At 47.3% G+C, this 18362-nt stretch carries 20 protein-coding genes; 6 read left to right on the top strand and 14 right to left on the bottom strand.

The features are described 5' to 3' along the window. Window positions 1–63: 63 nt before the first annotated feature. The 4 genes from ACJHYW_RS16835 (at window position 64) to ACJHYW_RS16850 (ending at window position 3595) form a co-directional block, all read left to right on the top strand. Window positions 64–990, top strand: a complete 927-nt coding sequence (locus tag ACJHYW_RS16835; RefSeq protein WP_000150637.1) for an ABC transporter ATP-binding protein — start codon at window positions 64–66, stop codon at window positions 988–990. After that, entirely contained in the window at window positions 987–1757 is a 771-nt protein-coding gene (locus tag ACJHYW_RS16840) for an ABC transporter permease (RefSeq protein ID WP_000972208.1), read from the top strand. Before ACJHYW_RS16835 ends, ACJHYW_RS16840 begins: the two co-directional genes overlap by 4 nt. A gap of 104 nt (window positions 1758–1861) precedes the next feature. Further along, window positions 1862–2302, top strand: coding sequence for a PTS sugar transporter subunit IIA (locus tag ACJHYW_RS16845; protein WP_000901977.1), 441 nt, complete (start codon window positions 1862–1864; stop codon window positions 2300–2302). A 63-nt stretch (window positions 2303–2365) separates the two neighbouring features. Further along, entirely contained in the window at window positions 2366–3595 is a 1230-nt protein-coding gene (locus ACJHYW_RS16850; RefSeq protein ID WP_000277897.1) for a polysaccharide deacetylase family protein, read from the top strand. A 3-nt stretch (window positions 3596–3598) separates the two neighbouring features. Here the strand turns inward: ACJHYW_RS16850 and panD are convergent, their stop codons facing one another. Beyond that, window positions 3599–3979 (bottom strand): aspartate 1-decarboxylase, encoded by a 381-nt coding sequence (gene panD / locus ACJHYW_RS16855; RefSeq protein ID WP_000621517.1) that lies wholly within the window; start codon window positions 3977–3979, stop codon window positions 3599–3601. A gap of 273 nt (window positions 3980–4252) precedes the next feature. Here panD and ACJHYW_RS16860 point away from each other — a divergent pair, with 273 nt between their 5' ends. Both ACJHYW_RS16860 and ACJHYW_RS16865 read left to right on the top strand, forming a co-directional pair. Continuing rightward, the gene (locus ACJHYW_RS16860; RefSeq protein ID WP_000339919.1) at window positions 4253–5185 is read left to right on the top strand and encodes an Rpn family recombination-promoting nuclease/putative transposase; all 933 of its coding nucleotides are present in this window, start codon (window positions 4253–4255) and stop codon (window positions 5183–5185) included. Window positions 5186–5253: 68 nt separating this feature from the next. Then, window positions 5254–5469 (top strand): hypothetical protein, encoded by a 216-nt coding sequence (locus ACJHYW_RS16865; RefSeq protein WP_000404120.1) that lies wholly within the window; start codon window positions 5254–5256, stop codon window positions 5467–5469. Window positions 5470–5550: 81 nt separating this feature from the next. On the opposite strand, the gene panC is transcribed toward ACJHYW_RS16865, so the two are convergent. From panC to dksA, 13 genes are all read right to left on the bottom strand, one after another. Next, the gene (panC, locus tag ACJHYW_RS16870) at window positions 5551–6402 is read right to left on the bottom strand and encodes a pantoate--beta-alanine ligase (protein ID WP_000905381.1); all 852 of its coding nucleotides are present in this window, start codon (window positions 6400–6402) and stop codon (window positions 5551–5553) included. 11 nt (window positions 6403–6413) lie between these two features. Next, window positions 6414–7208, bottom strand: coding sequence for a 3-methyl-2-oxobutanoate hydroxymethyltransferase (gene panB, locus ACJHYW_RS16875; RefSeq protein WP_000805461.1), 795 nt, complete (start codon window positions 7206–7208; stop codon window positions 6414–6416). Between the two features lie 112 nt (window positions 7209–7320). Continuing rightward, on the bottom strand, window positions 7321–8610 hold the full coding sequence (locus ACJHYW_RS16880) for a fimbrial-like adhesin (protein ID WP_223718407.1): 1290 nt from the start codon (window positions 8608–8610) through the stop codon (window positions 7321–7323). Window positions 8611–8645: 35 nt separating this feature from the next. Further along, window positions 8646–9242: a fimbrial-like protein gene (locus tag ACJHYW_RS16885; protein ID WP_000953150.1), complete on the bottom strand. Its 597-nt coding sequence runs from the start codon at window positions 9240–9242 to the stop codon at window positions 8646–8648. A gap of 26 nt (window positions 9243–9268) precedes the next feature. Then, window positions 9269–9874, bottom strand: a complete 606-nt coding sequence (yadL, locus tag ACJHYW_RS16890; RefSeq protein ID WP_000837846.1) for a fimbrial-like protein YadL — start codon at window positions 9872–9874, stop codon at window positions 9269–9271. 14 nt (window positions 9875–9888) lie between these two features. After that, window positions 9889–10458, bottom strand: coding sequence for a fimbrial protein (locus ACJHYW_RS16895; RefSeq protein ID WP_024175789.1), 570 nt, complete (start codon window positions 10456–10458; stop codon window positions 9889–9891). A gap of 16 nt (window positions 10459–10474) precedes the next feature. Continuing rightward, window positions 10475–13063, bottom strand: a complete 2589-nt coding sequence (locus ACJHYW_RS16900; protein ID WP_369762127.1) for an outer membrane usher protein — start codon at window positions 13061–13063, stop codon at window positions 10475–10477. 46 nt (window positions 13064–13109) lie between these two features. Next, window positions 13110–13850, bottom strand: a complete 741-nt coding sequence (locus ACJHYW_RS16905; RefSeq protein ID WP_000479540.1) for a fimbrial chaperone — start codon at window positions 13848–13850, stop codon at window positions 13110–13112. Between the two features lie 97 nt (window positions 13851–13947). Further along, window positions 13948–14532 (bottom strand): fimbrial protein, encoded by a 585-nt coding sequence (locus ACJHYW_RS16910; RefSeq protein ID WP_000038446.1) that lies wholly within the window; start codon window positions 14530–14532, stop codon window positions 13948–13950. Window positions 14533–14902: 370 nt separating this feature from the next. Continuing rightward, a complete protein-coding gene (folK, locus tag ACJHYW_RS16915; protein ID WP_000215148.1) occupies window positions 14903–15382 on the bottom strand; it encodes a 2-amino-4-hydroxy-6-hydroxymethyldihydropteridine diphosphokinase in 480 nt (159 codons plus the stop codon). Further along, window positions 15379–16776 (bottom strand): polynucleotide adenylyltransferase PcnB, encoded by a 1398-nt coding sequence (gene pcnB / locus ACJHYW_RS16920; RefSeq protein ID WP_010723084.1) that lies wholly within the window; start codon window positions 16774–16776, stop codon window positions 15379–15381. Before pcnB ends, folK begins: the two co-directional genes overlap by 4 nt. Window positions 16777–16835: 59 nt before the next feature. Then, window positions 16836–17732: a tRNA glutamyl-Q(34) synthetase GluQRS gene (gluQRS, locus tag ACJHYW_RS16925; RefSeq protein ID WP_032245983.1), complete on the bottom strand. Its 897-nt coding sequence runs from the start codon at window positions 17730–17732 to the stop codon at window positions 16836–16838. Window positions 17733–17798: 66 nt separating this feature from the next. Continuing rightward, entirely contained in the window at window positions 17799–18254 is a 456-nt protein-coding gene (gene dksA, locus ACJHYW_RS16930; RefSeq protein ID WP_001155227.1) for an RNA polymerase-binding protein DksA, read from the bottom strand. Window positions 18255–18362: the final 108 nt, after the last annotated feature.

An 18362-nucleotide genomic window follows, 5' to 3' on the forward strand; every position in this document is an offset into this window, starting at 1 on the left:
GGGCAACTCCGGGACGATTTAAACCACAGATAAAGTGTAAGAACGTAAGGTAAGTAAAAATTTATGACCATTGCACTGGAACTTCAACAGCTTAAAAAAACCTATCCAGGCGGCGTTCAGGCGCTTCGTGGAATAGATTTGCAGGTCGAAGCGGGTGATTTTTATGCGCTTCTCGGGCCGAACGGGGCCGGGAAATCGACCACTATCGGTATTATCAGCTCTCTGGTAAATAAAACCTCCGGGCGGGTCAGCGTATTTGGTTACGATCTCGAGAAGGATGTCGTCAACGCTAAACGTCAGTTGGGACTGGTGCCGCAGGAATTTAACTTCAACCCGTTTGAAACCGTGCAGCAAATTGTGGTGAATCAGGCAGGGTACTACGGTGTGGAGCGCAAAGAAGCGTACATTCGCAGCGAAAAGTATCTTAAACAACTCGATCTATGGGGAAAACGCAACGAACGTGCGCGTATGTTATCTGGCGGGATGAAGCGCCGTTTAATGATTGCCCGTGCGTTAATGCATGAACCTAAACTACTGATTCTCGACGAACCGACCGCAGGCGTGGATATTGAACTTCGCCGCTCAATGTGGGGCTTTTTGAAGGATTTAAACGACAAAGGCACCACCATCATTCTCACCACACACTACCTGGAAGAAGCAGAAATGCTGTGCCGCAATATCGGCATTATTCAACACGGTGAGCTGGTGGAAAATACTTCGATGAAGGCGCTGCTGGCGAAGCTGAAATCAGAAACCTTTATTCTCGATCTCGCACCGAAAAGTCCGTTACCGAAGCTCGATGGCTATCAGTATCGACTGGTAGATACCGCCACGCTGGAAGTTGAAGTGCTGCGTGAGCAGGGGATCAACAGCGTATTCACGCAGTTAAGTGAGCAGGGCATTCAGGTATTAAGTATGCGTAACAAAGCTAACCGTCTGGAAGAGCTGTTTGTTTCACTGGTTAATGAAAAACAAGGAGATCGCGCATGATGCATCTTTACTGGGTGGCGCTAAAAAGCATCTGGGCGAAAGAGATCCATCGCTTTATGCGTATCTGGGTGCAGACGCTGGTGCCACCGGTCATCACCATGACCCTTTATTTTATTATCTTCGGTAACCTGATTGGTTCGCGCATCGGCGATATGCATGGCTTCAGCTATATGCAGTTCATCGTGCCGGGGCTGATCATGATGTCGGTAATCACCAATGCCTACGCCAACGTCGCTTCATCATTTTTTGGTGCCAAGTTCCAGCGTAATATTGAAGAGCTGCTGGTAGCGCCGGTTCCGACTCATGTCATTATTGCCGGATATGTCGGTGGTGGCGTGGCGCGTGGTCTGCTTGTTGGCATGCTGGTGACAGCAATTTCGCTGTTCTTTGTGCCGTTTCAGGTGCATTCGTGGGTATTCGTTGCCTTAACCCTGGTGCTCACTGCGGTGCTATTCTCCCTTGCGGGTTTGCTGAACGGCGTGTTTGCCAAAACGTTCGATGACATCAGCCTGGTGCCAACCTTTGTGTTAACGCCACTTACGTATTTGGGCGGGGTCTTTTACTCCCTGACTTTGCTGCCGCCGTTCTGGCAGGGACTGTCGCACCTGAACCCGATCGTTTATATGATCAGTGGTTTCCGCTACGGCTTCCTCGGTATCAATGATGTGCCGCTGGTCACTACCTTTGGCGTACTGGTGGTCTTTATTGTGGCGTTTTATTTGATTTGCTGGTCGCTGATCCAACGTGGGCGTGGTCTGCGTAGCTAAGGCTATTTCCTCTCCTCTGGATTCGGGGGAGAGGAGTTTTGACGACTATCACCCTTTATCAACCATGGTCAGGGTAGACTGATTTTCGGCTAAGGAGGAAGGCGATGCTAGGTTGGGTTATTACCTGTCACGATGATCGGGCGCAAGAGATACTGGATGCGCTGGAGAAAAAACACGGGGCGCTTCTTCAGTGCCGGGCCGTGAATTTCTGGCGCGGATTAAGTTCTAATATGCTCAGCCGTATGATGTGCGATGCTCTGCATGAAGCAGACTCTGGCGATGGGGTGATCTTTTTAACTGATATTGCCGGAGCGCCGCCGTACCGCGTGGCTTCGCTATTAAGCCACAAACACTCCCGCTGTGAAGTGATTTCTGGGGTAACGTTACCGTTAGTTGAACAGATGCTGGCCTACCGTGAAACATTATCCAGCGCTGAGTTTCGCGAGCGAATTGTCGAACTGGGTGCGCCGGAGGTCAGTAGTCTTTGGCACCAACAACAAAAAAATCCGCCTTTCGTCCTCAAACATAATTTGTATGAGTATTAACCCGCGATCCTGATGACGCTTTTGCTACAATAAAAGCGTTGTTTCACCCTCGGTTATTTTTTCATGTACAAACAAGCTGTTATTCTCCTGCTGATGCTGTTTACCGCAAGCGTCAGTGCCGCATTACCTGCCCGTTATATGCAAACCATCGAAAATGCCGCGGTCTGGGCGCAAATTGGCGACAAAATGGTGACGGTAGGGAATATTCGGGCCGGGCAAATCATTGCCGTGGAGCCCACTGCCGCAAGTTATTACGCATTTAATTTTGGCTTTGGTAAAGGGTTTATCGATAAAGGCCATCTCGAGCCGGTTCAGGGGCGACAAAAAGTTGAAGATGGTTTGGGTGACCTCAACAAGCCGCTGAGTAATCAGAACTTAATAACCTGGAAAGATACACCGGTTTATAACGCACCGAGTGTGGGCAGTGCGCCATTTGGAGTACTGGCGGACAATTTGCGCTACCCGATTTTGCATAAACTGAAAGACAGGTTAAATCAAACCTGGTATCAGATCCGTATTGGCGATCGACTGGCCTATATCAGCGCGCTGGATGCCCAACCCGATAATGGCCTGCCGGTGCTAACCTATCACCATATTTTGCGCGACGAAGAAAACACCCGTTTTCGCCATACTTCGACGACCACCTCGGTACGCGCTTTCAATAACCAGATGGCCTGGCTGCGCGACAGGGGATACGCGACACTGAGCATGGCGCAGTTGGAAGGTTACGTGAAGAATAAGATCAATCTCCCTGCGCGAGCGGTGGTAATTACCTTTGATGATGGCCTCAAGTCGGTGAGCCGCTATGCGTATCCTGTGTTGAAACAATATGGTATGAAGGCGACGGCGTTTATTGTTACCTCGCGCATCAAACGTCACCCGCAGAAATGGAACCCAAAATCGCTGCAATTTATGAGCGTTTCTGAACTTAACGAAATTCGCGATGTATTTGATTTCCAGTCACATACTCATTTTTTGCATCGGGTGGATGGTTATCGGCGGCCTATATTGCTGAGCCGTAGTGAGCACAATATTCTGTTTGATTTTGCACGTTCACGCCGCGCTCTGGCGCAATTTAATCCACATGTTTTGTATCTTTCTTATCCATTTGGCGGATTTAATGACAAAGCCGTGAAGGCAGCAAAAGAAGCCGGATTTCACCTGGCGGTGACGACCATGAAAGGCAAAGTAAAACCGGGGGATAATCCGTTGTTACTAAAACGACTTTATATCTTAAGAACGGATTCGCTGGAGACGATGTCGCGGCTGGTGAGTAACCAGCCGCAGGGATAACAATCAGGCAACCTGTACCGGAATCGCTTTCGCGGTACGTTTCATTTCGTTGTCGCCTTCAAAATAGGCGACGTTGGGTCGCCAGGTGCGAGCTTTTTCATCTGGCATGGTAACGAAGCTGGCGATGATGACAATATCGCCGACGCTGGCGCAGTGGGCCGCCGCACCGTTAACAGAAATAATTCTCGAACCGCGTTCTGCCGCGATGGCATAGGTGGAGAAACGCTTGCCGTTGGTCACATTCCAGATATCAATGGCTTCGTTTTCGAGAATACCAGCTGCGTCAAGAAAATCCTGGTCAATGGCGCAAGAACCTTCATAGTGCAGGTCCGCATGAGTCACTTTCACGCGGTGGAGTTTGCCCTGCAGCATCGTGCGAATCATAACTTCTACCTTTCTACCCTGTCGTTAACGAAGCAGGCGATGCCTGCTTTGAGGAAATTCTCACGCAGTATTGCCCGATTTTTGTTTAGTGTCTACTCATCTGACGGCATTTGCATCAGCAGTTTGCGTACCGTGCCGAAGCGAGTCATGTAACACCTGTAACCAATTGAAATTTCTCTGAACGCTGCTCGGCAAACACAAAAGAGGCGGCTGACGACGGCGCGCCTTGACTGGATACTGCCTTCACGTAAGACAGCACGGAAGGCAGGGAAGATGGATGCACCGAGTACCACACCGCATGATGCGGTATTTAAACAATTTTTAATGCATGCGGAAACGGCTCGCGACTTTCTGGATATTCATTTGCCAGCGGAGCTACGCGAACTGTGTGACCTCGACACGCTGCATCTTGAGTCGGGGAGTTTTATTGAGGAAAGCCTGAAAGGACACAGCACGGACGTACTCTATTCCGTACAAATGCAGGGCAATCCCGGTTATTTGCATGTGGTGATTGAACATCAAAGCAAGCCGGATAAGAAAATGACCTTTCGCATGATGCGCTATGCCATTGCCGCCATGCACCGGCATCTGGAGGCGGATCACGATAAGCTGCCGCTGGTGGTGCCGATTTTGTTTTATCAGGGCGAGGCCACGCCTTATCCACTCTCAATGTGCTGGTTTGATATGTTTTACTCGCCGGAGCTGGCGCGACGCGTCTATAACAGTCCTTTCCCGCTGGTGGATATCACTATCACACCGGATGACGAAATCATGCAACATCGGCGGATTGCGATTCTCGAACTGCTGCAAAAACATATTCGCCAACGCGACTTAATGTTATTGCTGGAGCAACTGGTCACGCTGATTGACGAAGGGTACACTAGCGGAAGTCAGTTAGTTGCCATGCAAAACTATATGCTGCAACGCGGTCATACTGAACAAGCGGATTTGTTTTATGGTGTGCTGAGAGACAGGGAAACGGGAGGGGAGTCTATGATGACGCTGGCGCAGTGGTTTGAAGAGAAGGGAAGACAGGAGGAAAGGCAGGAGGTAAGACAGGAGGTAAGACAGGAGGTAATACAAGAGGTTAGACAGGAAGTAAGACAGGAATTCGCCCTGCGTTTTCTGAGTAAAGGGATGTCTCGGGAAGACGTTGCAGAGATGGCAAATTTACCTCTTGCTGAGGTTGATAAGCTGATTAGCTAAGTTATCTGCATTATCAGTTATAGCCAGATAATTGTTATTGTTAACTGACCAGATAATTAAGGGAACATATGGAAATAAAGACACGGAGAGAAACCAGGCAGACGTTGGCGCAGTGGTTTGAAGAGAAGGGATTTCAGAAGGGATTTCAGAAGGGATATAAAGAGGGACTCCAGAAGGTAAGACTGGCCCAGCGTCTTCTGAGTAAAGGAATGTCTCGGGAAGACGTTGCAGAGGTGACAGCTTTATCTCTTGCAGAGATTGATAAGCTAATTAACTCTAACTAAGTTGTCTACGATATGAATAATTGCTTACAGATGACGTGGCAATGAATAACTGGCGCCATCAGCCGTAGCGCCAGTTAAGTATTACGCCAGTTCGACCATTTTGTTGTCGATCAGGCGGGCATCGCCAAGCCAGGCGGCTACCAGAATCACTGCACGTTTGCTGTTTTCAGAGACTTCCAGCAATGTGTCGGCATCGCGAATCTGAATATCATCGGAACGGAAACCTTTTTCATTCAGTTCTTGCCCGGCAATAGCAATAATTTCATCGAGATCCCGTTCGCCAGCCTGCAATTTGTCGGCAATTGAACTTAAGACCTTGTACAGACCCGGCGCAATTTTACGTTGTTCCGCCGTCAGATAGCCGTTACGGGAACTGAGCGCCAGACCGTCTTTCGCGCGCATAATCGGCACTCCGACAATCTCAATATCAAAGCCCATGTCGGCAACCATTTTGCGGATCAGCGCCAGTTGCTGAAAATCCTTTTCACCGAAGCAGGCGATGTCCGGCTGGACCAGGTTGAACAGTTTGCTGACAATAGTCGAAACGCCGCGAAAATGTCCCGGACGGCTGGCACCTTCCAGCATGGTGGAAAGACCGGGAACATCAACATAGGTGTGGGTTTCTGTACCGTTCGGGTAGATCTCTTTTACCGAAGGCGCAAAAACTAAATCCACTTTACGTTTGTTCAGCTTTTCGCAGTCCTCTTGCAAGGTCCGTGGATAACGTGCCAGATCTTCCGGGCGGTCAAACTGCATTGGGTTAACGAAAATACTGACGACGACCACATCGGCGCGGGCTTTGGCTTCGTCGACCAGCTTCATATGGCCATCGTGCAGGTTACCCATGGTTGGCACCAGCGCCACGCGCTTACCTTCCATACGCAGGCGGCGGATTTGCTGACGCAGCAGCGGCAGGGTTTCGATAATTAACACAACGTCACTCCTTAATGGAAACTGTGTTCTTCGCCCGGGTAAACGCCGGACTCCACTTCAGCCATATACTGCCGCACAGCCGCGCGGATGTCGCCCGTTTCGGCGAGGAAATTTTTGGCGAATTTAGGAATATGACCGCCGGTAATGCCGAACGCGTCGTGCATCACGAGGATTTGCCCGTCAGTGACGTTGCCTGCGCCAATACCGATAACCGGGATCGCCAGTGCTTCGGTAATGCGTTTTGCCAGCTCAACCGGCACGCACTCCAGTACCAGCAGCTGTGCCCCAGCAGCTTCTAATGCCAATGCATCGCTGAGCAGTTGATCTCCCGCTTCATCGCCGCGCCCCTGGACTTTGTAGCCACCGAAAATATTTACTGACTGGGGGGTTAGGCCTAAATGACCACAAACTGGAACGGCACGTTCGGTCAGCATTTGTACGGTTTCTACCAGCCACTCACCGCCTTCAATTTTGACCATGTTGGCTCCGGCACGCATTACCGTTGCGGCGTTTTCAAAGGCTTGTTCCGGCGTGGCATACGCCATAAATGGCAGGTCAGCCAGCAGAAGGCAGTTTGGCGCGCCGCGACGCACAGCGGCGGTGTGATAGGCGATATCGGCAACGGTAACCGGTAGCGTGGAGTCATGCCCCTGAACCGTCATCCCTAACGAATCGCCTACCAGCATGACGTTAAGTCCTTCTTCGGCAAACAGTTTCGCGAAGCTGTAGTCGTAAGCGGTGATGGTCGCGAAACGTTTTTTGTCCTGCTTACATTTCTGAAGTGAAGCAATGGTGGTTGGTTTCATAACGAATCCTGATAAATGATGTTGTGCTGTCTCGCATTTTATCAGTCACATTGGTGGGGGCAATGATTTCTCTGTTGTGGCACCGCCATTACCAGACGGCACCACAATGTTATCAGGGATAGGTAACCTGGAAAGTACTGGTGGCTTTAAATTCGCCGGGTTCAATAGCAATATTCCCGTCTTGTTTTAATGTAGCCTGGAAATGAAGTGGATACGTTATACCGTCATCTTCCGGGTAAATCGCATCTGAATCGTTATTCTGCGTCTGGCCCGTATTATCTTTATAAACAGAAGTTGAATCATTAGGTTTCAGTATCATGAGGGCACTTTTACTGTTTGCTAATCCTTCAATCAATACCCCAACGCCTTTTGCTGCGCCATTTCCTGTGAGAGTGTTACCAAGGAGTTGCCTGTTTTCAGTACCAACCTTTGTTGAAACTAATTTTGTCTCGATATTAGTCACACGAACGCAGTTTTGAAGTGAAATATCAAAAGGAACCGGTGTGGCACCGTTTCTTATTTGTGCTTCACTATACTCGCCCATTTTTACCGTAGAACCAGTAACAGATGTTCCACTTAACATAGCTGTAAAACAAGTGGGATTACTTAATTTAATATTTAGTAGGTCAAAATCAACTCGAAGAAAATAGCTGTGTTCGTTAATGCCGATACCAGCACCATAAGCTTTAAATGAATATAAATAGTTTGATGAGCGCGATAATGAAACTTGTTGAGTTACTGTTGGATCAAAGTTGGTATCTGTATAAAATTCGATGGTAAGATTTTGATAAATACCGCCTACAGCCCAATATTTGCTGGATGTGTTGGCATTGTTACAACTTTGGTATAATATGCTTTCGCTTGGATTGTACCATGAAAAATATTGTTCTGCAGAATCACCAATATATATTCCTGGTGAACTAACGTTAGTTACAGTACCGTAAGCTGACCACATATTTGAAATTAATATTGTATAATACAAACCGGGAACAGATGTATTGAATAGTTTATGGTTACCATATCTTTTTCCAGAGTCAACCATTGCATTTTCGATACGCATTGCCCCGCCACTGGTGTTATTGCTTCTGTTACAATAAAGAAAGCCTCCGCCAGAAGCAGTATCTAACTGACTCCAATGTAATTTCACCCCTGTTGGACCCAGTTGTGTTGGTTTATAAAATACTAAATTATTTGTACTGGTACCATACCTGAACACGACTGTCACATCTCCATTTGGCCCGGTTTCTCTCCATTTTTGATCTGACGGACCAACGCCGTAGTTATTCCCAACAACATATCCTACGAAATCATCAGTGCCAGCACTCGCGGTATAACAACTCAAGCACAGAATTAAAAAAAGAAAATATCTGAAGAATGTCTTCATTTTCACTCCACCATCCACTGCTGTAATAGTCGCAGTAATTTGTTTTTGGTATGTTACTCGTAGTAAATATCAATTAATACATGGCTTATGATTTGGCCGGGCATGACATTTAATACAGGGTTGATTTTTTGCATCCGTGTATAGAATTTCCAGGATGAATTGTTTAAATCAGCAGTCATCACCGGATAAATTGAACGAGAACTGCCCGCTGGGGTAAGAACATTAAATATATTAGCCGGGTCCTGAGTGGAAAATATTACTACACCTACGTTTTGAGCGCCGGCGACATTTTCATTTGCAAAAATTTGCTGAGAGCCTGTCGCCATCACGCCATTAAGCGGTTTAAAGTTAATATGTAACTGATTTAACACATTTCCAGAACCCTGGATGGCGCAGTCAGTCACAGTGATAGTGAACTCTCTCCCACCCGGATAATCATCTTCAGGTGCGACGTTACCAGAAAAATAATCCACACCAACCACACCAAGGTCGATATTACCAAGGTTACTGAGGCCACTTTTACATGTACTGTTCTTGATATTGGCAACCATATCCACATCCAGCCCTGCATATACAGGACTGAATGTGGCAAACAATAATGCCAGGAACAGACTTGTTTTTATCTTAATTTTTAGTTGAGAGGAAAGCATAATCGGTCCCTGACTTTAATGGCCTGTTAGTTATAGGTGATAGAAAATGTTGCAGGTGCGGAAAACGGACCGGCAGTGATGTCGGTTTTGCTTTTATTTTTCTCTACCACCAGGCGTGCACTCATAGGATGATATACTGACGTAGTTCCTGTTGCAGTGGAGATATTCACTTCCTGAGCGACTGGTGTTACGCAGCTAAATTGAGTCTTGTCGTCTGTACCAGGTGTCGTGGTATTCCATACTTCAACCGCAACAGCATTTGCTTTATCAGCAGCGGCGGAGCCGTTTGCAAAACCAGGCCCATCGTTGGCTGCTCCTTCACAAGTTGCGCGTTTAGTTAATTTTACGAGTGCTTTTTTATTAGGAATACCAGCACAATCCTTAAACTGTAACTTAAATATTTTAATTTTTGTTTTGGCATCAATTTCAGGAATGTAAGCATCCCCAAATGCAATAACAGAAATAGGCTGATCATTGTCATCCACCAGGCTGGCGGTACAGGTTCCCGTCTCTACGGTTGCTTTAACATTCAGCTTAACGCTATCGGTAGCTGCAAACAATTGGCTGGTGAATAGGGATGCCGCAAAAAAAACACCAGCGGGTAGTCCATAACATAATGTTTTAGATTTCATTATTATCATCCCTGTTATTCATAAATGAAATTGAAAGTTGCCTGGGCGCGGAAATCGCCAGGAACACCACTGCCAGCCGTGGTTTCGCGCAGTGCAACGGTCAGTTCAAGAGTTTTGTCTGTATCACTAATTTCCCATGGAATAAAACTCGGCGCACTGTTTGGGATTAAGAATGTCGAATCATCTTCACCAAGTGCTTTTATACCCATACCAATATAATTAGTTGTTGATGTAGTGTCAGAAGAGAGTGGAACAATTAATGCGGGAGTAGTTCCGGAAGCATTCCCACTGAGCCTGGTATTGATTTTGCTGACGCCTGTGGTACAACCGCTGGCAACCAGATTAAAATTCGCCTGTGCTTGAGTCGTTTTATTTGCAATTTTGTCCAGACCAATAGTTCCTGGGAAAGTTAATGTGTAGGTGTCACTCCCATCAGGGGTGACATTGTCGCCTGATAACGTAATGTTACAAGTTGATGCTTTTACGGTTGCTGTAAAATCAACATTAATGTCTGTTGCAAGTACAGAGGATGATAAAAATAATCCAGTCAGTATTGCCAATTTATGCAGTGTTATTCTCATTATGTGAAATTCCCTGTTGTTACTGAATCTGACAACTAATTCCATTCAGAATAATAGTTTGCGCTATTTTTTCTGGTGCTGCGCTCTGCTGGTAATGAGCAAGGCAAGTGACAGGTTTACCGTCGTCAAGCCAGTTGATACGTATGTTACCTTGTTGTTCTATACCTCGAACAAAGGCCTGACCACCTTGCCCTACATTGCCAATAATATTTCCGTTCTCGTCATAAATATCTGCGGCAAACGGAATGTTTTTACCGTCAGTTCGCTTGATGTTCATAATCGCTGATTGTCCCTGAACTGTTTCAAAACCAGCAAAGACAACAGACCCTTGGCGGGGGACAGTAATAGCACTGGTACTTTTCAATTCAACGTCATTTTCCAGACCGTTAATATCGAGTGCAATTCGGTTTTCATGATAAGGGGAGAGCGCGTTAGTAACACCATATCCCCAACGATCTATCGTACTATTACCATAGTTAATACGCGCCCCTTTAGCTCCTGGCGCTTGTACAACGGCCAGAGTGTCTGAGTCGCTAAAGCTGTCATTACTGAAGGTCAGGCCGCCGCTATGTAAAACAAATCCGCCGTCGGTATTAAATGAGATTTGACGGCTATTATCACTGCTTGCGGAAACTGAACTGGAAAGAGTTCCCCAGGGAGATTCATAGCTTGCATATCCGCCGATATAGCCCAAATCATCACTGGATTTCATCATCGAATAGCCTGTATTGACGCTATAACTGATATGGTTTTCGGTGCTATAACCACTACTGCTGATACTGAGTTGATTGCTGCCGTTGAAATCACTATTTAACTGAGTATCAATGCTCTGAAAACCAGAGTCGCGATGTTCTGAACCCAGTAACTTTTCGATAGGAATGCTAAAGCTTAGATAGATGCTGTCTTCATTACCGCCGTCCTGGCTCCAGGACCGTTGGGCACTAATGCTGTAGCTTCCCCACGATGCGCTGTTACTATAACCAATGGAGTAGTTGGTATTATTTTGTCCGTCCGCCCAATAGTCAGACCAACTTCCGGCAAGATAGAATGAGCCATAGTCTTTCTTTTCAAACTTGAGGGGTTGGTTAATACTAACCGTAACCTGATTTTTCATGCGTGAATAGTTACGCATATTTTTAGGTTCCAGGTCCTGTTCCGGATGTTTTACTTCATCGATCAATGTCAGTGCATCGTTAAGCCCCAGATAATTCTGGGTTGAATAACGGTAAGCGGCGATATTGAGCGAGGTTCTGGTATCTTCAAATAACTTATTCCAGGAGATGCGATAGCTTTGCCCGCGGTAGGTTTTATCGTCCGGAATTTGCACATCCGAGTGGGTTACATCGACTGAAAACGCACCGTACGCGGTATTCAGGCCAAGGCCCAACAGCCCGGCAGTATAGTTATTATCGGTAATTTGAATACCGGTATAACCTGTAAGATAGTTGTTCAGACCATAGTAGTAGCTGGCCTGGAACAAATTTGGCTCATTTTGAATATCGTCTTTTAATACCTGACCAGCACTGATGTCCCATCTTCCAACACCAGGGCGTTGCATCTGAATTACCGAAGAAAATGGCTGGGAAAAAGTTCGTTTTATGCCATCAGATTCTTCGATTGTGATAATGAGATCGCTGCCGTAGCCTGATGGGCTTAAATCATCAATAACAAATGCTCCCGGCGGTACAGTAGTTTCATATATTTTATACCCGCCCTGGGTAATGGTGACTTTTGCGTTGGTGTTAGCGACACCATGAATAATAGGCGCAAAACTAGCTAACGCAGGCGGTAGCATTCGGCTGTCGCTGTATAAACGAATACCGCGAATACTGACAGCATCAAAGGTTTCCCCAGTTGTGTATGACTCACCCACTATTAACTGTGAACGCAAAGAGGCCAGGTCGCGCTGCAAATAGCGATTCTGAAAATCGTAATCACTGCCTACATTGGTCATCCAGTTGTAGTTGCCGGTTGCGCGAAGCCGCCATGCCCCCAGATTTATACCGCCGTTAAATGCGGCGTAAACACTGTCGTTTTTTCTGTCCGGAATTTCGCTGTGATATGCGTTGACGTTGTAGGCTAGCATTGCGGCGTTAATACCGTTTTCCCACAGTGAAGAGTCAACATAGTTTTGGTAATTCTTCATTACCCAGGCTTGAGGAACATTGATGTCCAGTCGTTGATCGTTGACGTCATAATGAACCGAGGCCTGAGGAATGATATTTGCTAAATCAAGACAATCTCCGAGTTCGCCTTCGCGCTGTAGAAGGATGGAATTCTCGGCATTTATATCTGGTTTATTAATGTGAAACTGCAATAAATTCTTCAGGGTGATACAAGCCTGCGCATTCTTCTTACCTTCGAGGGTAATAAAGGAAATGCTTTGGTTGATAACCGGTTGATCATTGATATAAACACTGACGTCATACACGCCGGGCAAGGTAGGGTTACCTTCGGTATACCGACTAAGGTCGATGTTAGAAGCATCTTGCCCCATCAAAAAGGTATTATCATATTCAACGTGTTCAGCGCTTATGGCACAGGGGCTTAATAGCAATGCGCAAAACGAGGCTATATATGTAAGTTTGTTATTATGCGTTTTTATGATTTTTCGGGACACGTTGTGCTTCCTGCTGCGTTTATTCCTGATTTAGTTACAGGCTGGCATTGCCTTCAATTGCACCACCAAAGTCATTTATGGCGAAGAAATGCACTTTGGCAGAACTTGCTTTACCACTCATGCCTTTTATGTAGAAGGTTTCTTCACTCAGCGGGGCTACCATTTTTACATCCAGGGGGTAGGTTTTGCCATTGGCGACTAAATCACCACTACTGAATGAGACGTGATACGGTGTCGGATTTGCGACGCGCAATGCAGTTTTTCCAGCAGAGGTTGCCCATGACCATTTCAGTGCTGCGGGTGCATCTGATGGCAGTCCGTTTAAACCTTCCGGGCGATAAAATAATTTGATACGCGTACGGAATGCCAATTGCAGAAGACTCTGGTTGGCGACTTTATCTGCGTCAGGTTTGGGTGGAACCTCGAGTACGTTAAACCAGAAAACACTTTCTCGGTCTTTTGGCAGCGGTGAGGAAGCCGTGTACATCAATTTAATAGTTTGACCACGTTTGGCATCAATTCGCGAAACAGGAGGGGTGGCGGTAAATGGGACAGTAATACTCCCTGGTTCAGCACTATCGTCGCCAGTATCCAGCCAGCTCTGAACGAGTAACGGATTATTCCCCTTATTTTCCAGCCGAACATTAACGCTTTTTTCATTACTTTTATAAATTACGCGAGTTCCTGAAATTACGATATCTGCTATTGCCGATGCGCTTAAGCTCATACAAGTGGCGAAGCATACAGCTGCAGTATGTTTAGCGTTTAAAAACATAAACCATTCCCGACAGAGTTAATTAAAATAGGGAGTAACATTCCACTATTAAGAAAGTTACTCCCATAGATATTCAGTTTATGAATCTAACGAAGGATTACTGGTAAGTAATGGTATATGCAGTGTTGGTTTTAACATAACCAGCAGTTGGTGCCTGGCTTGCTTCAGCACGGACATAGGATGCTTTAAAATCATAGGTTGCAGATTTAGTCGTAGCGTCCAGCGTTTTTGTGTAAATATCGCCTGGGTTGTTAATTTGAACCTGTTTGATAGTGGAACCATCAATATTGTGCAGGGCAATATTTACGCCGTCAGAAGGCGTGTTAATAGACATATCGTTGTTCAGAGTCCCTTTGCTGTTGCCAAAGAACACGGAACCGAAGGTCATTTTTGCGGTGCTACCAGGATTCGGGTTTGCATTGCTGCAGTCAACGGTGATGCTGAAAGGTTTAGCTTTAGCACCTACGGTGTCATTCAACACGCCAGCACTGATTTCAGCAACAGTTGCAGTTTGCAGAAGCACCAGACCATCTTTGTTGCCACCGTCTACGCGAGTTTCACAGGTATTATCAACAACCAGACCGCTGATATTTAACTGACCACCGTCCAGACCAGCAGAAGCAGTACCTGCAACCATTGCCAGCATAAGACCAGACAGCGCAAAACCTAATTTTTTAGACATAAAAATCCTTGAATAAAATTCCATTAGTCAGACTACATATTTGAAGAGTAACTATTCATGACACAAATAGGAGAAACAAATGTTAGATATTAATGAGCAATGATGTTTGTTACCAAAATTTACAACCATTGTTCATTAGGTTGCCTATTGTGCACTTTAGAAGCTTTTGAACAAATTAAATTTACTTAATTCAATATTAAGTAAATTTAAGTTCACAAGTGCAATTAGTTAGGGTATGGCGATGGGATTGATATTTCTCAGCGGGAATTTATATTATGTTTCTATAAAAAATTTTTAAACTAAAATCGTTATTAAGGAAAGAGAGTCGGTGTGATTTTCAGAAAATATTTATATTCGTAATATAAATAAATTACCATTTGCTTAATTTTTCAAATGCTCTTGTATGTAAGATTTGACGCAACGTCTCCCCATCAGGAAACACTAACTCCGGCGCAATTTCAAACAGTGGCCACAGCATAAAGCCACGATTTTTCATATCGTAGTGCGGAACGGTCAGACGTTCGGTATTTATTACTTCATTACCAAACAGCATGATGTCGAGATCCAGCGTGCGCGGTCCCCAGCGTTCCGCTTTACGGACGCGACCTTGCTGCAATTCGATACGCTGTGTGTGATTGAGTAGCTCTTCAGGGGCAAGAGTGGTTTCCAGCGCGACGGCTGCATTTAAGTAATCGGGTTGATCTTGCGGCCCCAGCGGTGGGGTGCGGTAAAACGAAGAAACAGCAAGAATGCGGCTTTCTGGAATATCGCCTAATGCTTTCAGGGCAGCATTGACCTGCTCCAGCGGAGAGGCCAGATTGCTGCCTATGGCAATATACGCCACTGTCATGCGGTACCCTCACGACGCGGTGCGCGTTTGCGTGGACGACGAGTACGACGACGCGGTGACGGTTCTTCATCCAGTTCGTTAAGCATCCCTTTTTGGTCTGGCGGCGCGGAAACCTGGAACTCACCCCACCATTTCACCAGACGTTGCAGTTCAGCGTTACGCTCAACTTCGGCTCGTAAGGCCAACAGGTCGTATGCCGCACGGAACTTAGGATGCTCCAGCAGTTTCCATGCGCGTTTTCCCTGACGACGGGACATACGCAACTGCAACTGCCAGATATCGCGAGTTAGCGTAGTCAGACGTTTCGGGATCGCCAGTGAACGGCAGGCTTCGTCCAGCACGTCGTTCATCGCCAGTGCGAAAGCGTCGTGATAGGTCAGGCCGCTCTCCTGAGCAATTTTCTGTGCCGTCTCCAGCAGTGGATACCAGAACATGGCGGCAAACAGGAACGCCGGGTTCACGCGCATATCGTTATGGATACGCGTATCGGTATTCTTCAGCACCTGTTCAATGATCCGCTCCATCGGGCTGTCGCCATTTTCCGTGAAGTAGCGGGTAATGGTCGGGAACAGCGGCTGGAACAGATGATATTCACACAGCAGCTTATAAGTTTCGTAACCGTAGCCCGCTTGCAACAGTTTCAGCGATTCTTCAAACAGACGTGCCGGTGGGATATCGTTCAGTAAGGTTGCCAGGCGTGGGATCGGCTCGGCGGTTTCCGGGCTGATGCGCATGCCCAATTTGGCGGCAAAACGAACCGCGCGAAGCATCCGTACCGGATCTTCACGGTAGCGCGTTTCCGGGTTACCAATCAGACGGATAACGCCGTCTTTCAGATCCTTCATGCCGCCAACGTAATCACGGACGGTAAAATCTGCCACGCTGTAATACAGGCTGTTGATAGTGAAATCGCGGCGCTGGGCGTCTTCTTCGATGGAGCCGAAAATGTTATCGCGCAGCAACATGCCGTTTTGCCCGCGTTGGGAGGTCGTGCGGTCGCTGACGTTACCTTCGTGATGTCCACGGAAGGTCGCAACTTCGATAATCTCCGGACCAAACATCACATGAGCCAGACGGAAACGGCGACCCACCAGGCGGCAGTTACGGAACAGTTTACGTACCTGTTCAGGCGTGGCGTTAGTGGTTACGTCAAAATCTTTCGGCTTTTTGCCAAGTAACAGGTCGCGCACGCCGCCGCCAACCAGCCAGGCTTCGTATCCCGCTTTATTGAGCCTGTACATTACCTTCAGGGCATTTTCACTGATATCTTTGCGGGAAATAGCATGCTGCTCACGCGGGATCACCGTCACCTGTGGACGGGCGACTGCCTGTTCAGCCTCGCTTTCCTCGCGGCTTAGCACCTTGCGGCAAAAATTAGCGACTCGGGTAAAAATAGTACACCTCGGTAGTGTCAAACATCATTCAGGACAAAAAAATAGCGGCTAATCATAGCTCAGCATGACGCATTTGAGAATGTTGAATTTACAATTGCTGACTCAGGCACGGCAGTCAGCGTCCAGTTTTTGACGGCTGACTGAAGGATTTGCTCGACGCTGAAATCCTGCCAGTGTGCTTCTGCCTGTTGACCCAGAAATTGAAGTGCCGCGATTAACACCGGGCGTGGATCGCCTTTCGGCAACGCAGGCGCATGATTCTGCTTGGAAAGTTTAGCGCCTTGTGGATTAAGCGCCAGCGGTAAATGAATGTAATCTGGCACTTTCCAGCCAAAAAGCTGGTACAGCGAGATTTGCCGCACTGTTGGTTCGATCAAATCTGCCCCGCGGACAATTTCGCTCACGCCCTGGAAGTGATCATCCACCACCACCGCCAGGTTATAGGCAAACAAACCATCACGGCGATGAATAATAAAATCTTCCCGTGCCAGTTTTTCGTCGGCGTGAATAATGCCTCGCAGCAGGTCAGTAAACTGGGTGACCGGATGCTGCTGGCGGATACGTACTGCGGCGTTGTCTGGTCCATGATGTAATTCCCGGCAATGACCGTCGTAAATACCGCCAATGCTTTGAATACGCGCACGCGTGCAGGTGCAGTAATAACTTAGTCCTTGCTCATATAACCAGGCGAGTGCTTCGCGATAGGCGTGGTGACGTTGCGATTGCCAGAGAACGTCGCCGTCCCAGTGCAGGCCGTAATGTTCCAGCTGGCGCAGGATAGTCTCTGCGGCACCGGGAACTTCACGAGGCGGGTCGATATCTTCAATGCGTACCAGCCAGCGACCTTGCCGGGCGCGAGCCTGTAAATAGCTGCCAAGCGCGGCAATCAGAGAGCCAAAATGAAGCTCGCCGGAAGGAGAGGGGGCGAAGCGACCAATATAGTGTGTGTCTGTCATCTCTTTGAACAAAAAATAAGGCGGGAGCATTTCCCGCCTGTGGTAAACGTGATGGAACGGCTGTAATTAGCCAGCCATCTGTTTTTCGCGAATTTCAGCCAGCGTTTTGCAGTCGATGCACAGATCGGCTGTCGGGCGCGCTTCCAGACGGCGAATACCAATTTCAACACCGCAGGATTCGCAGTAGCCGAAATCTTCGTCTTCCACTTTTTTCAGCGTCTTCTCGATCTTTTTGATCAGCTTACGCTCGCGATCGCGGTTACGCAGTTCGAGGCTGAACTCTTCTTCCTGGGCTGCACGGTCTACCGGGTCCGGGAAGTTGGCTGCTTCATCCTGCATATGTGTAACGGTGCGATCGACTTCATCCCTGAGTTGATTACGCCATGCTTCCAGAATACGACGGAAGTGCGCCAGCTGGGCTTCATTCATATACTCTTCGCCCGGCTTCTCCTGATATGGCTCCACCCCAGCGATGGCGAGAATACTCAGGGACGATGTTTTACGGTTTTGCCCTTCTTGCATGTTGCTTCTCCTTAACACGCACTATCGATCCCCATGTTCGGGGGAAAAATGAGGCCGCTATAAATAGCAGATGCTTTTCCGGATAGCAATTATCTAAACGTAACACTT

The sequence above is a fragment of the Escherichia sp. WS3063 genome (assembly GCF_046486595.1).
Lineage (GTDB): Bacteria > Pseudomonadota > Gammaproteobacteria > Enterobacterales > Enterobacteriaceae > Escherichia > Escherichia coli.

Excerpts from the sequence above, each read along its gene's own strand:
- yadL (WP_000837846.1), bottom strand. The coding sequence starts at position 9,874 with ATGAAATCTAAAACATTATGTTATGGACTACCCGCTGGTGTTTTTTTT.
- gluQRS (WP_032245983.1), bottom strand. The coding sequence starts at position 17,732 with ATGACAGACACACACTATATTGGTCGCTTCGCCCCCTCTCCTTCCGGC.
- panB (WP_000805461.1), bottom strand. The coding sequence starts at position 7,208 with ATGAAACCAACCACCATTGCTTCACTTCAGAAATGTAAGCAGGACAAA.
- ACJHYW_RS16885 (WP_000953150.1), bottom strand. The coding sequence starts at position 9,242 with ATGCTTTCCTCTCAACTAAAAATTAAGATAAAAACAAGTCTGTTCCTG.
- ACJHYW_RS16905 (WP_000479540.1), bottom strand. The coding sequence starts at position 13,850 with ATGTTTTTAAACGCTAAACATACTGCAGCTGTATGCTTCGCCACTTGT.
- ACJHYW_RS16845 (WP_000901977.1), top strand. The coding sequence starts at position 1,862 with ATGCTAGGTTGGGTTATTACCTGTCACGATGATCGGGCGCAAGAGATA.
- dksA (WP_001155227.1), bottom strand. The coding sequence starts at position 18,254 with ATGCAAGAAGGGCAAAACCGTAAAACATCGTCCCTGAGTATTCTCGCC.
- ACJHYW_RS16835 (WP_000150637.1), top strand. The coding sequence starts at position 64 with ATGACCATTGCACTGGAACTTCAACAGCTTAAAAAAACCTATCCAGGC.
- panD (WP_000621517.1), bottom strand. The coding sequence starts at position 3,979 with ATGATTCGCACGATGCTGCAGGGCAAACTCCACCGCGTGAAAGTGACT.
- folK (WP_000215148.1), bottom strand. The coding sequence starts at position 15,382 with ATGACAGTGGCGTATATTGCCATAGGCAGCAATCTGGCCTCTCCGCTG.
- ACJHYW_RS16850 (WP_000277897.1), top strand. The coding sequence starts at position 2,366 with ATGTACAAACAAGCTGTTATTCTCCTGCTGATGCTGTTTACCGCAAGC.
- ACJHYW_RS16860 (WP_000339919.1), top strand. The coding sequence starts at position 4,253 with ATGGATGCACCGAGTACCACACCGCATGATGCGGTATTTAAACAATTT.
- ACJHYW_RS16865 (WP_000404120.1), top strand. The coding sequence starts at position 5,254 with ATGGAAATAAAGACACGGAGAGAAACCAGGCAGACGTTGGCGCAGTGG.
- ACJHYW_RS16910 (WP_000038446.1), bottom strand. The coding sequence starts at position 14,532 with ATGTCTAAAAAATTAGGTTTTGCGCTGTCTGGTCTTATGCTGGCAATG.
- ACJHYW_RS16840 (WP_000972208.1), top strand. The coding sequence starts at position 987 with ATGATGCATCTTTACTGGGTGGCGCTAAAAAGCATCTGGGCGAAAGAG.